12 protein-coding genes are annotated in these 14886 nt (G+C 72.9%); 8 read left to right on the top strand and 4 right to left on the bottom strand.

What is annotated here, in order from left to right; all coding sequences use genetic code 11:
- Positions 1-29: 29 nt before the first annotated feature.
- On the bottom strand, positions 30-3617 hold the full coding sequence (locus ABZX02_RS30020; RefSeq protein ID WP_355302993.1) for a hypothetical protein: 3588 nt from the start codon (positions 3615-3617) through the stop codon (positions 30-32).
- Positions 3618-3806: 189 nt separating this feature from the next.
- Positions 3807-5357 (bottom strand): MFS transporter, encoded by a 1551-nt coding sequence (locus ABZX02_RS30015; RefSeq protein ID WP_355302991.1) that lies wholly within the window; start codon positions 5355-5357, stop codon positions 3807-3809.
- A 129-nt stretch (positions 5358-5486) separates the two neighbouring features.
- Here ABZX02_RS30015 and ABZX02_RS30010 point away from each other — a divergent pair, with 129 nt between their 5' ends.
- From ABZX02_RS30010 to ABZX02_RS29990, 5 genes are all read left to right on the top strand, one after another.
- The gene (locus ABZX02_RS30010; protein WP_355302989.1) at positions 5487-6068 is read left to right on the top strand and encodes a helix-turn-helix transcriptional regulator; all 582 of its coding nucleotides are present in this window, start codon (positions 5487-5489) and stop codon (positions 6066-6068) included.
- A gap of 24 nt (positions 6069-6092) precedes the next feature.
- On the top strand, positions 6093-6515 hold the full coding sequence (locus ABZX02_RS30005) for a pyridoxamine 5'-phosphate oxidase family protein (protein WP_355302987.1): 423 nt from the start codon (positions 6093-6095) through the stop codon (positions 6513-6515).
- A gap of 87 nt (positions 6516-6602) precedes the next feature.
- A complete protein-coding gene (locus ABZX02_RS30000; protein ID WP_355302985.1) occupies positions 6603-6959 on the top strand; it encodes a hypothetical protein in 357 nt (118 codons plus the stop codon).
- On the top strand, positions 6956-7843 hold the full coding sequence (locus ABZX02_RS29995) for a hypothetical protein (protein ID WP_355302983.1): 888 nt from the start codon (positions 6956-6958) through the stop codon (positions 7841-7843). Before ABZX02_RS30000 ends, ABZX02_RS29995 begins: the two co-directional genes overlap by 4 nt.
- Complete coding sequence (locus ABZX02_RS29990; RefSeq protein ID WP_355302981.1) at positions 7840-8283, top strand: hypothetical protein; 444 nt, start codon at positions 7840-7842, stop codon at positions 8281-8283. Before ABZX02_RS29995 ends, ABZX02_RS29990 begins: the two co-directional genes overlap by 4 nt.
- Positions 8284-8382: 99 nt before the next feature.
- On the opposite strand, the gene ABZX02_RS29985 is transcribed toward ABZX02_RS29990, so the two are convergent.
- Entirely contained in the window at positions 8383-10170 is a 1788-nt protein-coding gene (locus ABZX02_RS29985) for a TIM barrel protein (protein WP_355302979.1), read from the bottom strand.
- Positions 10160-11008 (bottom strand): shikimate dehydrogenase, encoded by an 849-nt coding sequence (locus ABZX02_RS29980; protein WP_355302977.1) that lies wholly within the window; start codon positions 11006-11008, stop codon positions 10160-10162. The genes ABZX02_RS29985 and ABZX02_RS29980 overlap by 11 nt, the downstream gene beginning before the upstream one ends.
- 112 nt (positions 11009-11120) lie before the next feature.
- On the opposite strand from ABZX02_RS29980, the gene ABZX02_RS29975 reads away from it, so the two are divergent.
- The 3 genes from ABZX02_RS29975 to ABZX02_RS29965 all read left to right on the top strand — a co-directional run bounded on the left by ABZX02_RS29975 (position 11121) and on the right by ABZX02_RS29965 (position 14866).
- A complete protein-coding gene (locus tag ABZX02_RS29975; protein WP_355302975.1) occupies positions 11121-11765 on the top strand; it encodes a TetR/AcrR family transcriptional regulator in 645 nt (214 codons plus the stop codon).
- A gap of 75 nt (positions 11766-11840) precedes the next feature.
- Positions 11841-13142: an MFS transporter gene (locus ABZX02_RS29970; RefSeq protein WP_355302974.1), complete on the top strand. Its 1302-nt coding sequence runs from the start codon at positions 11841-11843 to the stop codon at positions 13140-13142.
- Positions 13143-13201: 59 nt separating this feature from the next.
- On the top strand, positions 13202-14866 hold the full coding sequence (locus ABZX02_RS29965; protein ID WP_355302972.1) for a hypothetical protein: 1665 nt from the start codon (positions 13202-13204) through the stop codon (positions 14864-14866).
- The last annotated feature ends 20 nt before the right edge of the window (positions 14867-14886 follow it).

Below are 14886 nucleotides of genomic sequence, written 5' to 3'. Positions count from 1 at the left end.
CGAGGTCCGGACAACGGGCGTGCCGGTGGTCAACGGCACGGCGGGGCGTAGGCGAGGTCCGGGAACTGGGCGCGCCACTCGTGCTCGGTCATCGGGTCCCCGGTGGTCGCGCAGATCGCCGCGGCGACCGCGTTCTCGTCGGTGCGCCAGGTGCGCAGCCGGCCGTCGCCGCCGCCGGCGAACACGCGGTCGCCGCCGGGCCGGAACACCGCCGTGCCGAGCGGGGAGGTGGACTCGGACACGACCGCGACCACGGAAGGCTTCGCGGGGTCGGCCACGTTCCACAGCCAGGCCGAGCCGTCGATCACGCTCGCGGCCAGCAGGTCGCCGCCGGGCTGGAACGCGAGCTCGAGGATGCGTCCGGCGGGTCCGGCGAGCGGCGGGCCGACGCGCCGGGGTGACGCCGGGTCGCGCACGTCCCACAGCAGGACCTCGCCGTCGACGCCGCCCGCCGCGAGCACGTCGCCGGAACCGGAGAAGGTCGCGCTGAACGCGTAGCTGTCCAGGCCGTCGAGCCGCGCCACGACGCGGGGCGTGCCGGTCACCGAGACCAGGTAGACGTGGCTGTCCCCGCTGGCCGCCGCGAGGTGCGTGCCGCGCGGGTTCCAGGCCAGGTCGAGCACCAGGTCGCGCGGATCGTCGAGCACGGCGACCAGGCGCGGGCCGGTGAGGTCCCAGACTCGGATCGCGGAGTCCCGGCCCGCCGCGGCGAGCTTCGACCCGTCCGGGCTGAACGCCACGGCGACGACCTCCTGCCGCGACCCGCCGAGCACCGCCCGGACCGCCGGACGGGCCGGGTCGCGGACGTCGACCACCTCGACGTCGCCGCCGACGGTGCCCGCGGCCAGCAGCGTCCCGTCGGCCGACAGGTCTCCGGCGCCGCTGAACGGTGTCGGCGGCGCGGGCACGTCGCCGCCGAGCGGCCGGAGCGACTCGGGGTCCCACAGCGCGGCCGAGCCCTCCGCGAAGACCGCCAGCCTCGTTCCGTCGCGGCTGAACGCGGTGTCCTGGACCGGGCCGCGGGCGTGCCGGTCCGGTGCGTCGGCCTCCGGCCAGACCCGCACCGCGCCGTCGGTCGCCGTCGAGACGACCGAACCGTCGGCACCGAACGCGGCCCAGGTGACGACGTCGGGGTGTGGCAGCACGCGCAGCGTCTCCCACGTCGCGGCGTCGAGCACGCGGATCGTCGCGTCGGCGCCGCCCGCGACCAGGTGCCGCCCGTCCGGGCTGAACGCCGTGGTCGTGATCTTGAGGTCGAACTCCCCCGCGAGCGACCGCGCGGGCACCGGCGCGGCCGGGGTCGTGACGTCCCACGACCGCAGCGTCCGGTCGTGCGAGCCCGCGACCAGGGTGCGGCCGTCGGGCGAGATCGACACCGCGGGCACCGGTTTGTCGCCCGCGCGCACGACGGACCTCTCGGCGGCCCCGCCCCGGACGTCCCACAGGTGCACCGACCCGCCGTCGGTGCCGAACGCCAGGAGTCCGCCGGGGCCGTAGGTCACCGTGCGGACGGGTGCCTCGGCGGGCAGGGACCGCAGCGCCACGACGTTCGCCGGGTCGGAGACGTCCCACCGCGGCACCGCGGTCCCGGCGGCCGCGGCCAGCTCCCGGCCGGACGGGTCGGCGGCGAGGCGCTCGACCGGGCCGGCGGACGCGCGGACCGGCGCGCCGAACGGCACGGGGGCGGCGGGGTCGGAGACGTCCCACAGGCTGACGAAGCCCTCGACGTCGCCGACCGCCAGCACGTCCCGGCCCGGCACGAGCGCCAGCGCGTACACCATGACTCCCCTGCGGCCGCCCGAGCCGGTGGTCTCCGGCCGCCGCGGCTCGACCACGCCCGACCGGGCCAGCACGCCGTTCTCGCGGACGAACAGCCGCACGGACCCGTCGAGCGCGTTGCTCACGGCCGTCAGCCCGCCGTCGGCCGACACCGCGAGGGCCGTCGGGCCGGCCCCGCCGAGGTACCGCGCCGGGAGCGGCGAGCCCGACGACGCGAGCAACGCCGACCTCGCCTCCGTGGTCGCGGCGGTGCGGTACCCGGCGATCGCGAGCTGCGCGGCGAGCGCGGGATCGGTGTGGCGGAGCTTGTCGGCGGTGAGCGCGATCTGCCGCGACACCGTCGTGTCCCTGGCGCGTGCCGCGTCGAGCCGCGCGCGGTTCGCGACGGCGGCGAGCGAGCCGGCGACCGCCGCGCACACGACGGCGACGACGCTGACCGCGAGCAGCAGGCGCGAACGCCTCCGGGTGGCCGCCCTGGCGCGCCGGTCCTGCGCCAGGCTCGCGTCGAGGTACGCCCGTTCCGACGGGCTCAGGCGCAGCCGCGACGACAGGGCGTGCGTGCGCAGTTCCTCCAGCCGCGCGCCCGTGGCGAGAGCCGTGGCGTCCTGGCCGCCGTCGAGCCACGTGCGGGTCGCCGTCGTGACGGCCCGGTGCGACCGCAGCGCGTCGCGGTCGTCGTCGATCCACGCGCGCAGCCGCGGCCACTGCGCGAGCACCGCGTCGTGCGCGATCTCGACGGTGTCCTCGCCGACGGTCACGAGCCGGGCTGCGGCGAGGCGATCGACCACCGCGGCGACCTCGGCCAGTTCGGCGGCGGGCACCCTGCGGCGGCCGGCCGCGCCGGTCTCCTCGTCCACGGTGACCAGGCGCAGCAGGAGTTGTTCGGCCAGCAGCCGTTCCTCCGGGCCGAGGTCGCCGTACGCGGCCTCCGCCGGACCGGCCACCGCCACGCCGACGCCCCCGGCCGCCGCGAACCCGGCCTCGGTCAGGACCTCGCCCCGCCGCCGTCGCCACGCCTCGGCCAGCGCGTGCGACAGCAGTGGCAGCGCACCCGGACCTCCCCTGGCCTCGGTGGCGACCGTGGTCAGCAGCGCCCGTTCGACGGACATCCCCACGGCCTGCGCGGGCCGGCTCACCGCCGCGCACAGCTCCTCGGGCGTCATCGGCTCCACGCGCACCACGTCCTGCCCGGACGCGCCGAGGTCGGCGACGCAGCGCGCGGAGAAGTCCGCCCGGACCGCCACGACGAGCCGCACCCGCCGCGCGACCAACGCCCGCACGCCGTCGAGGAACGCGCGCTGGTCGCAGCGGGTGTAGACCTCCTCGAACCGGTCGAGGACGACGAGCGGAACGCCGTCGCCGGGCAGGCGTTCGCCCGGCGCCACGACCACCGGTCGCAGCTCGTCGCGCAGCGCGGGCACGACACCCGCCAGGAGCACGGACGTCTTCCCCGCACCGGACGGCCCGCTCACCACCGTGATGGAATTCTCGCGCGCCCGAGTGACGATCTCGGTGACCAGTTCCTCCCTGACGAAGAACAGATCCGCGTCCTCCTCGCGGAAAGCACTCGCGCCGCGATAAGGAGCCCGACATCGTTTTCCGGGCGCCTCTCGAGTAGCGGCGAGCGCCGCCGCCTTCCACTTCGCTGTCCATTCTTCCGCGTCACCACCACACGCCTGCACGTAGGCGAGCGCGACCTCCAAAGTCGGCAGTCTGCGCCCTCCTGCCGCGTCGGACACCGTGGACACCGCGTAGCCGCAGCGTGTCGCGAGTGTCCGGTACGGCATCCCGCCGGCGCCGCGCCGCAGTTCACGCAATTCGGACGCGAAGCGTTGCACCGCGCCGTCCGCAGGATTCAGCCCTCGTTCCGGTCGAGGCATTGGCTGGTCCCCCTCCAAGCAATGCGACCTCGTGCTCCCGAGGTTATGGGGAAATGCCGCAGCGGGTGGGGGAAAACCGAACTCCGGGCGTGGTCGAATGGAATGGGCGGCGTCAGCCGGACAGTTCCACCAGCGGCCTCGTGCCGATCAGCCGACCGCGACCGGCTCGTCCACCGTGGAGCGTTCAGGGCTCTTCGGTCCCCGCAGCACCACGTAGGCGAACAGCACCACCATCACGGCCGCGCCCACCCACATGGCCTGCTGCCACCCGTCCACGAAGGACTCCCGGGCGGCCTGGGCGACCGCCGGCGCGAACGAGCCGGTCACCTCGGTGGCCTGGGCGACCCCCTCGCGCGCGACGTCCGCCGCCTGCGGCGGCACACCGGTCAGCCGTCCGTCGATCCCCGCGCGGTACCCCGCGGCCACCAGCGCGCCGAGCAGCGCCACGCCCAGGGCGGTGCCGAACTCGCGGGTGATGTCGTTGAGCGCGGAGGCGACGCCCTGCTGCGCGCGCGGCAGCGAACCGGTGATGGCCTCCGTGGACGGCGTCATCGACAGGCCCATGCCCAGCCCCATCGCGAGCAGCCCCGGCAGGATCGACAGGTAGCCGCCCTGCACGGACACGAACAGCCCCATCAGCACCAGCCCGGCCCCGGCCACCGCGACGCCGGTGGCCATGGTGGCGCGGGAACCGATGCGCGCGGCGAGCGTGGCGGCCAGTCCGGACGCCATCATCATCGAGATCGCCATCGGCATGAGCGCCGCCGTCGAGACGAGTCCCGACCAGCCGAGGACCGCCTGGAAGAACGGGAACAGCACGACGCCGATCCCCGCCTGCACGCCGAACACCACCAGCAACGTGAGCGACCCGCCCGCCAGTCCGCGCTCGCGGAACAGCCGCACGTCCAGCAGCGCGGCGTCCCCGCGACGCAGTTCCCAGAGCACGAACGCGATCCCGGCGGCGACACCGACCACGAGCCCGGCCGCGGTCGCGGCACCCCACCCCCGCTCGGGCGCTTCCTGCAGCACGAACACCAGGCCTACGACGGCGACGGTCGAGAGCAGGGCACCGACCGCGTCGAACGGGTGCGCCGAGCGCTCCCGGGAGTTCGGCACCGACCGCGCGGTCGTCACCAGCGCCACGACCACCAGCGCGACCGGGAGCGCGAAGAGCCAGCGCCAGTCCGCGACGTCGACCAGGAGCGCGGACAGGAACATCCCCAGGACGCCGCCGCCTCCGGCCACCCCGGTCCACACGCCGATGGCCTTGGCGCGCCGGTCCTCGGGGAACGTGGAGGTGATGACGGCCAGCGTGACCGGCATGATCATCGCGGCTCCCACGCCGGCGGCCACCCGTGCCGCGATCACGACGCCGGCCGTCGGGGCCAGCGCCGCCACGACGTTGGCGACGCCGAACAGTACGAGCCCGGCGACCAGCACCGGCTTGCGCCCCAGGCGATCGCCGACCGCGCCGAGCGGCAGCAGCAGCGCGGCGAGGGTCAGCGGGTAGACGTTGACGATCCACAGGACCGTGCCCAGGGAGGCGCCGAACTCGACGGCCACGTGGGTCTGGGCGACGTTCAGGCCCGAGACCGACGCGACCACGGCCATCAGCGCGACGGACACGGAGATCAGGACGGCGCGCAACCGGCGCGCGTCCGGTGCGGCAGCCCTCGGTGCGGGCTGATTGGTGCTCATGGGTTCCTCTCCGGAGGGTGTGGGAGTTCGGCAGGGACAGCGCGTCGACCGCGCCGTTCGTCCTGCCCGGCCCGAGCCGGTGACCTCGACAGTAGGCACGACTTGCGGCAGTGGCATAGCATCTTGCTCATGACGCAAGAAGAAGGAGCGCTGGACGGCCTCGTGCGCAAACGGATCCGGGCGTTGCGGGTCGCGCAGGGCCTGTCGCTGGAGGATCTCGCCAAGCGCGTCCACCTGGGCCAGTCCTCGCTGAGCCGCATCGAGAACGGGCAGCGCCGCCTCGCGCTCGACCAGCTCGTCGCCCTGGCGCGCGCCCTCGACACCACTCTCGACCAGCTCGTCGAAACCGCCGTGGACGACGTCGTGATCAGCCCGATGAACCACGGCCCGCACGGGCTGAGCTGGCCGATGAAGGGCGACCCCGCCATGAGCGTCATGCGGCGGCGCCTGACCGAACCACCGCCGGACAACCCCGCCCGGATGCGCGCCCACCCCGGCCGGGAGTGGCTCGTGGTGCTGTCCGGCACGGCGACATTGCTGCTGGGCGACAGCCGGTTCCGGGTCGAGACGAACCGGGCCGCCGAGTTCCCGACGATGATGCCGCACGCCATCGGCGCGGAAGGACGCCCGTGCGACGTCCTGTTCATCTACGACCGGGACGCGCGGCGCGGGCACCGCGAGGCCGACGAACCGGAGACCACCAGCGCGTGAGCCGCGCGTTCGTATGGTGGAGGCATGGCAGACCGATCGCTGACCCCGGAAGACGTCGAGTTCCTGCACCGCCCGCTGTACGGGTTCCTGTCCGTGGCAGCCGGCCCGGTGCCGCCGCAGCCCCGGCCGGTGTGGTTCGAGGTCACCGGTGAGGGCACCGTCCAGCTGTTCACCGACCCCGGCTCGCTCAAGGTCCGGCGGCTGCGCGAGGACCCGCGCGCCTCGCTCGTCGTCGCCGCGCCGACCGGGGAACGCGAACGCTGGCTGTCCGTCGCGGGCCGCGTGACGGTGGAGACCGACGGCGCGCACGAGCTGGCCCAGCGCCTGGCCGACCGCTACTGGGGACCGGGCGAGCCGTCCCGGGTGGACGACCTCGCCGAGATCCTCGGCGCCGAGCAGGTCCGGCTCGTCCTGCACCCGGAGAAGGTCAGCCGTTTCGTCTACTGAGCGGCGGCCGGGGACGACCGCGATTCGGCCTGCCTATTGGGCCGAATGCGACGGAACCGCACATCCGGGACGGGCGTCCTGTGCGCCATGGGAGAGAAGTTCCACGTCGTGCCGGATGAGCTGCGCGGCTACAGCGAGCTGCTCGAACGTCAGGCAGAGCACTTCCTGACGATCCGGGAGCACGCGATCGTGAAGGGTGGGGACACGTCCGGGTTCACCGGGCTGTTGTCGCTGCTCGACCCCGTGGTGACCGGGGTCGCGCAGCTCTACGGGGAGACGCTCGAGGCCGCGAACAAGAAGATGGACCAGGACGCCGAGTCGCTGGTCAAGGCCGCACGCGTCTACGAGCAGGCGGACGAGCTCGCGATCTGCTTCATCGACAGCGCGGGCGGCAAGGCGGAGCCCTCGTCGTTGCTGGAGCGGTTCCTGGGGGTGGACCGGTGAGCGGCGGGGTCTGCAACGGCTACCAGGACATAGAGGATCCGAATGTCGCGCTGCGCGCCACGCCCGACGACCGGCCGGGCCGCCAGACGGTCAAGGAGCTGATCGAGGCCGCCGGGTGGAAGATCCAGGGCGTCAACTGGATCTACCAGCAGGTCACGGGCGACGACCTGGTGCGCGACCTCGTCATGCCGCTCGCGGGCGACTTCGAGAAGATCGACGCGAACGCCGCCGCGTGGGACCGGGTCGCCAAGGCGCTCGACAACGTGCGGCACAACGTGAACAACGGCATCGAGGAGCTCGCGCCCAGCTGGGACGGCGGCGCCGCGCAGAGCTTCGAGAACCGCATGCGCCGCACGTGGACCACGGCGATCGAGTGGGACTCGCAGGTCGCGAAGTTCATCGGCGACCGGTTCAAGAACATGGCGAGCTCCTGCCGGTCGGCCGCGAAGCTCGCGCTGACGCTGCTCGACAAGATCTGCGACAAGCTGATGAAGGCCGCGATGACGGCGTGGATCCCGCTCGTCGGCTGGGGCCGGGCCGTGTGGATGGTCTACGACGTGGTCAACATCGTCGACCAGGTCCGCAAGCTCATCCAGTCGATGAAGACGCTCATCGAGGGCGTCCAGGGCGTGATCAACGGCATCAAGATCATGGGCACCGCGCTGTCGCGGATCCCGGACGTGCGCGACGTCAACGACTTCTTCGACGTGGTCGACACGTGGCAGGACGGCAAGGAGAAGGTCGGCGACGGCATGTCCGCCGTCGGCAGCGGCGCGTGGGGCGTGGCGAAGAGCGGCTACAAGGCGCACAGCAAGTACGGCGAGGCGGCGAAGACGGAGCGGTGGGCCGACAAGGCCCCGGCGAGTTCGGGCGGTGAGGAATGACGTTCCCCTACGACAGCGCGCGGCAGCAGCTGCGGGCGTGGCAGGAGGACCTCGACGCCAAGGGGTCGCGGCTCGAGAAGGTCGCGCAGGAGGCGGCCCGGGTGCCGAGCCGCGGCGCCGATCTGTCCCCCGCCGACATCGCCGAGATCGAGAAGCACGCCCGGTCCAAGGACGCGCCGAACGCGCTGAAGGACCTGCAGCGCAAGGTCGACGCGGGTGAACTGTCCTGGCGGGACATCGCGTCCGGCCGCGCGCTGCACGACCCCGAGGTGCAACGGGCGATGCAGAGCAGCATGCCGTCGCTCAAGCGGGCGTACACGGCGATCAAGGAGGGGCAGAACCCCGACGAGATCGTCGCGGCGGGTCGGCAACGGCCCCGGCGCTCGCACGGCGACCACGACGACGACATGCCGAGCGACTTCACCGAGGACGCCTTCTAGCGTCGAAGTCCGGGCGCGACGGGAGTCGCGCCCGCGGCGGCGGTGCGGCCGCCGTGGGAGTCGCGCCCACGGCGGGAGCCGCGCCCGCGACGGTGCGGCTCAGGCCCGGCGGTCGCGCACTTCCGCGCGGGTCCTCGCGTCGTGGTGGGCGGCCATCCGGATCGGTGCGTTGACCACGCCGAACCCGCGGTAGTCACCGATCCGCTGGACCACCTCGAAGAACACCCGCGCACCGGCCAGCTCGGTGTAGAAGTGCAGGTACTCGCCGGCCTCGTCGCGGTCGTACAGCACCGACCGCTCGCGCAGCTCCTCGACGCGGCCGGGCGGCAGGCCGGTGCGCGCGGCGAGGTCGTCGTAGTAGTTGTCCGGGATCCGCACCAGCCGGGCGCCGCGCCCGCGCAGTTCCCGGGCGCACGCGACCGCGTCATCACAGCGGAACGCGATGTGCTGCGGTTCCTCCACGGCCGGTGCCCAGCCGCCGCGCCGGACCAGGGCGGCGTCCAGCGTCAGCCGGACGCCCCCTCCGCTCACCCCGCGGCCGCGGACGAGCCCGAACGGCGCGGCGAACTCGGCCGTCGCGCCCGGTTCGAGGCCCAGCACCGACCGGTAGAACAGGCCGGCCTCGTCGAAGTTGTCGAACGGCTGGGTGAGCGCGACGTGGTCGATGCCGGTGATGCCCGCGCCCGGCGCGGGCTCCCCGGCCGGGACGAAGTCGGCGAGCCAGTCCTCCCCCGTGCACAGCAGGACCTGGGTGCCGTCGGGCGCGGCGATCGCGGTCAGCGTGGCCTCGCTGGGACCGGTCGAGCGCGGCAACGGTGGTGCGAGCAGAACCTCCGCGCGGCGTGCGGCGGCGGCCGGGTCCGGTACCGCGAGGCCGAGCGCGCCGATCTCACCGGGTTCGCCGGTGGCGTTGACGAGCACGCGCGCCTCGCCCTGCGTCCACAGCTCGACCGGCTTCGTCCGGTGCGTGCCGGTGCGGGTGAAACCCAGCACGGCGAGGTCCGGCTCCCCCACCACCTCGGCGAAGGCGTACCCGGTGGGGACGGGTGCGGCGGGAACGTCCAGCAGCCCCAACGAGTCCTGGAGGTTCTTCAGCGACCGCATGGCGTCGACCGCGGTGCGGTCCGGGTCGGACTGGCGGAAGACGTCGTTGAACACCTCCAGCGAGAGCGGCCCCCGGTAGCCCGCGTCGAGGACGGCGCGGGTGAAGCCGGTCAGGTCGAAGTCGCCCTGTCCCGGGAAGAGCCGGTGGTGCCGGCTCCACGGCAGCACGTCCATCGGCAGCGTCGGCGCGTCGGCGAGCTGCAGGAAGAAGATCTTCTCGCCGGGGATGGCGCGGATCGCCCTCGGATCGTCCTCTTTGGACAGGATGTGGAAGCTGTCCAGGCAGACGCCGAGCGACGGGTGGGCGGCGCGGCGCACGATCCGCCACGCGTGCTCATAGCCGTGGACGTACCGGCCCCAGGCCAGTGCCTCGTAGGCGACGCGCAGACCGTGCTCGGCCGCGCGGGTCGCGAGCAGGTGCAGCTGCTCGGCGGCCAGGTCGTCGTCGTCGATCGCGTCCGGGGAGACCGACGAGCACACCAGCACGGTGTCGACGCCCAGCTCCGCCATGACGCCGAACTTGTGCTCGGCGCGGCGGAGGTTGGCCGCGAGCACGTCCGGCGGCACGGCCTCGAAGTCGCGGAAGGGCTGGTACAGGTCGATCGTCAGGCCGAGGTCCGCGCACTGGCGCCGGATCTCGGCCGGGGAGCGGCGGTCGGCCAGCAGGTCGTTCTCGAAGACCTCGACGCCGTCGAAGCCCGCTCGCGCGGCCGCGGCGAGCTTGTCGTCCAGGGTGCCGGACAGGCACACCGTGGCGATGGCGGTGTGCGGGTCAGGACGCATGCGCGGGTTCCCCTTCCAGTTCCTCGAAGTGCGCGAGCATCCGGTCGGCGTCCGGGTCGGCGCCGGTGAACAGCCGCAGCGACTCCGCGGCCTGCAGCACGACCATGCCGCCGCCGTGCAGCACCCGGCAGCCGCGCGCCCGTGCGGCGGCGAGCAGTGCAGTCTCGAGTGGCCGGTAGACGATGTCGGCGACCCAGAGCTCCTCGCGCAGCAACGACTCGTCGAGCGGCAGGCCGGGGTGGGCCGCCATGCCGGTGGGGGTCGCGTGGACGAGGCCGTCGGCGGTGCGCACGGCCTCCGGGCCGCAGGTGACCGCGCGGCCGGCGCCGAACCGGCGTTCCAGCGCGGCCACCAGCGCGGCGCTCCGGTCCTGGTCCACGTCGTGCACGCCGAGGCGTTCGGTGCCGAGCGCCAGCAACGCGTGCGCCACGGCGACACCGGCGCCGCCCGCCCCGAGCAGCACCACGTTCCGCAGCGCCACGTCCGGCAGCCCGCGGCGCAGGCTCCGCGCGAACCCCGTCGCGTCGGTGTTGTGGCCGGTCGCCCGACCGCCGTCGAAGACGACGGTGTTGACGGCGCCGAGCGCGTCGGCCTCCTCCGCGAGCGCGTCGAGGTGCGGCAGGACCGCCTGCTTGGCCGGGTGGGTGATGTTGAGCCCGGCGAACCCCTCGGCCCTGGCCGCGGCCAGCACCTCGCCCACCGGCGCGCCGAGCACGTCGAGGTCGAGCAGCCGGTAGGAGTAGCGCAGCCCGAGCTCCGCCGCCTCCCGCTCGTGCAGCGCCGGGCTGAGCGACGGACCGATGCCGGAGCCGACGAGCCCGATCAGGTAGCTGGACACCCGGCCTCCCGGATTAATGTACGAACTAGTGAGTTCACGTTAGCGCACCGAGTCGCCGTCAGGAAGTCCTGCACTAGAGTTGGCTGGTCATCAGCAGATCGAAGGGGGCTCGGTGGCCGCACCGTCGTCGTCCGATGCCGAGCGTCAGCGGGACAAGGACCGCACGCGCGCCGACATCCTGGAAGTGGCCACGCGCGAGTTCGCGGACAAGGGCTACACAGGCGCACGGGTCGACGAGATCGCCGAACGCACCAGCACGACCAAGCGGATGATCTACTACTACTTCGGCGGCAAGGAACAGCTCTACATCGCCGTGCTGGAGCAGGCCTACCTGGCGATCCGCGCACTGGAGGCCGAGCTCGACGTCGAGCACCTGGAGCCGGAGGACGCCGTCCGCCGGCTCGCCGAGCTCACGTTCGACCACCACGAGGCGCACCCCGACTTCATCCGGCTCGTCAGCATCGAGAACATCCACCGCGCCGAGCACATCGCGCGCTCGGAGGTGCTCGCGGGCCTCGCGAACCCGGCCCTCGACGGCCTCACCCAGATCCTCGAACGGGGCCGCGCCGCCGGCCGGTTCCGCACCGACGTCGACCCGCTCGACGTGCACATGGTGATCAGCTCGTTCTGCGTCTTCCGGCTCGCGAACCGGCACACGTTCGCCGCGATCTTCGGGCGGGACATGCTCGACCCGGACCGCCGCGAGCACCAGCGACGCATGCTCGGTGACATGCTGATCGACTACCTGACCAGCTAAAAATCCGTCCTTGACACGCGGGGGTGGCGTATCCGACCTTGTATTAACTAACTAGGTCGTACATGGGAGTACGCCGTGACCACATCGATGGCCCGCAAGACTGCGCTGGCAGCCTGGATCGGCAGCGCCCTCGAGTACTACGACTTCTTCATCTACGGCACCGCCGCCGCGCTGGTGTTCAACAAGGTCTTCTTCCCCGCGGCCGATCCGGCGACGGGCACCCTGCTCGCGCTCGCCACGTTCGGCGTCGGCTACCTCGCCCGGCCGCTCGGCGCGTTCGTGCTCGGGCACGTCGGCGACCGGTTCGGGCGCAAGAAGGTCCTGGTCTTCACGCTGCTGCTGATGGGCGTGGCGACGTTCCTCGTGGGCTGCCTGCCCACCTACGACACGGCCGGCGTCCTGGCACCGGTCCTGCTCGTCGTCCTGCGCCTGCTGCAAGGGCTCTCGGCCTCGGGTGAGCAGGCGGGCGCGAACTCGATGTCGCTGGAGCACGCGCCGGAGCACCGCCGGGCGTACTTCACGAGCTTCACGCTGAGCGGCACGCAGGCCGGGCAGATCCTCGCCACGGCGATCTTCCTGCCGGTGGCCGCGCTCCCCCAGGAAGACCTGCTGACGTGGGGCTGGCGCGTGCCGTTCTGGTGCAGCGCGGTCGTCGTGGTCGTCGGCCTGGTCATCCGCCGCAAGATCGACGAGACGGCGGAGTTCAAGCGCACCAAGGTGGCCAAGCTGCCGGTCGCCGTGCTGTTCCGGACGCACTGGGCCGACGTCCTGCGCGTCGTGGTCGCGGCGACCATCGCTTCGGTCAGCACCATCTTCACCGTCTACGCGCTGAGCTACGCGGTGAACACGATCGGTCTCCCGCGCACGCCCATGCTGTGGGTCGGTGTCCTCGCCAACCTCGTCGCGCTGGCCGCGATCCCGTTGCTGGCAGGGCTTTCCGACCGGATCGGGCGCAAGCCCGTGTTCCTCGCGGGCTGCGGCGCGTGCGCGGTGCTGATCTTCCCGTACCTGTGGTCGATCTCGGTCGGGTCGCTGGGCCTGGTGTTCGCGCTCGGCATCCTGCTGTTCGGCGTCGCCTACTCGGCGATCAACGGCATCTGGCCGTCGTTGTACGGCGAGATGTTCAGCACCGAGGTCCGGCTCTCCGGCATGGCGATCGGCACGCAGATCGGGTTCGCCATCGCGGGCTTCGCGCCGAGCGTGGTGGCGGCGATCGGGTCCGGGCGAGACGACTGGCTCGGGGTCGCGATCTTCACGGCCGCCGTGTGCGCGCTCAGCGCCACCGCGATCGCCACCGGGCGCGAGACCTTCCGGCAGCCGACGGCGGAGCTCGGCCGCGTGCGGCGCGACGTCGAGACGGCGACCGTCCGGGCCTGACCGGTGATCACGTCCTGCTAGCCTCCACGCGGATTTTCCCCGACCTGGTGGGACGACACGTGTTCGACGCTGCTGGGCTCCCCGCGTTCACACCGCCGGAGTTCGACGTGGACGAGAGCGACGGGGCCGACGTGGAGCGGCCCCCGTTGCTCGGCACCACCGCGCCGCCCGCCGGGCTGCACGACGTGGACTGGGCGGTCCTCGACGACGCCTACGGCACGGCCGACCAGACGCCGTGGTTCGTCGAGGCACTCACGAGCGACCACGCGGGCGACCGCGCCTTCGGCGTGTACGGCCTGTACTCGGCCACCACGCACCAGGGTTCGGCGTGCACGGCGGCAGGGGCGGCGGTCCCGTTCCTCGCCGACCTGGTGCGCCGGGACGTCGAAGCGTCGGTGCTGTTCCTGTCCAGGATCGCTCTCGGCGAGACGCACTTCGTGACGCGGCCCGACGACGTCTTCAAGGCCACGAGCGAGTACGCGGGCCTGGTCGCGGAGTTCGCGCCGGACATCGAGGCGAACTGGCGGCGTGGCGGTGACGACGAAGCGTTGCGGTTGCTGGTGTTGCTGGACCGCGCACCGGAACTTCCCGCCCTCACCCCGGACGCGGACGCGGGCCTCTGCCTGGCGCACGCCTTCGCCGCGGCGCGGGACAACGGCGTCATCCCCGGCGGTGCGCGTCGTACCGACGCGAGGGTCGAACACCTTGCGGCGGCACGGGATCTGATGACCACGAGTCCGTCCCTGCACGTGCGGGGCGCCGCGGCGGTGTGCGTCGTCTACTCCGGATTCGCCGACGACCACGCGATGGCACTGCTCCACCACCTCGCACAGGGCGAGTACCCGGTGCACGACGCGTGGACGGCGGACCTCGCCGAACTGGCCGCTGCGGCGTGGACCTTCGGCACAGACGACGACGGGTTGCTGACCGCACCCGCGGACACCCTGCCGAACCTCTACTCCCGTCTGCTCGAACGGATGGCGCGGCAGTTCCGCCCCAGCGGGAAGACCTACCGGCCGTTGGCGCCGGAAGAGCTGACGGAGGCGCAGCGCACCACCCTGGAGGCCGCGCTCCAGCGGGCACCGGACGTGATCACCAGTGTGGACGCGCGGTACCTGGCGATCGACGCCCCGGGCACGGTCGAGGCGGCGCGACGGCTGCTCGGCGTGGCGAGCGGGGAGCTGAGCCGGCGCACGTCCCGCGGCCTGCTCTGGTTCGTGCTCGAGGACGACCTGCTCGGCCGCGGCGACCGCGAGGCCGCACTCGCCGCCCTGGCCGAGGTCGACGCGTGGGCCGCGCTCGGCGAGGTGTTCGCCCTGTGCCGGCCGGGCGACACGAACGAGACGATCTCCTTGACCGTGCGGCACTTCTACGGTGACGACGAGGAGATGCCGGCGACCCTGCTGCTGTGCTCGACGTTCGCCGACGCGCTCGCCGCCCACCGCGACCGCGCGGAGACGTTCCTCGACGACTGGTTGCCGACAGTGTCCGAAATGGACGGTTACGACCTGGCGACGGACGTCCCCGCAGCGCGCATCGGCACGGCCCTCACGACACTTGCCCGGTCGGGTGGACTACCGGTGCGGTTCCACCCGATGGTCAAGCCGTACCACCGCTTCCCGGTGTACTCCGCGGTCCCGCTGCCACTGCTGCGCGAGCTCGCGGAGGTGCTCCCGGAGGACACCCGCATCGCCCGTCTGACCGAATGGCGCGACGACGGCTGACGACGTTCCGCCCTCCCTAC

The organism is Lentzea sp. NPDC003310 (genome assembly GCF_040610935.1).
In the GTDB taxonomy this organism is placed as follows: Bacteria; Actinomycetota; Actinomycetes; order Mycobacteriales; family Pseudonocardiaceae; genus Lentzea.
This window is presented reverse-complemented; position numbering and strand designations above follow the sequence as displayed.

Coding starts and splice junctions, on each gene's coding strand:
- ABZX02_RS30015 (WP_355302991.1), bottom strand. CDS start 5,357: ATGAGCACCAATCAGCCCGCACCGAGGGCTGCCGCACCGGACGCGCGC.
- ABZX02_RS30010 (WP_355302989.1), top strand. CDS start 5,487: ATGACGCAAGAAGAAGGAGCGCTGGACGGCCTCGTGCGCAAACGGATC.
- ABZX02_RS30005 (WP_355302987.1), top strand. CDS start 6,093: ATGGCAGACCGATCGCTGACCCCGGAAGACGTCGAGTTCCTGCACCGC.
- ABZX02_RS30000 (WP_355302985.1), top strand. CDS start 6,603: ATGGGAGAGAAGTTCCACGTCGTGCCGGATGAGCTGCGCGGCTACAGC.
- ABZX02_RS29990 (WP_355302981.1), top strand. CDS start 7,840: ATGACGTTCCCCTACGACAGCGCGCGGCAGCAGCTGCGGGCGTGGCAG.
- ABZX02_RS29985 (WP_355302979.1), bottom strand. CDS start 10,170: ATGCGTCCTGACCCGCACACCGCCATCGCCACGGTGTGCCTGTCCGGC.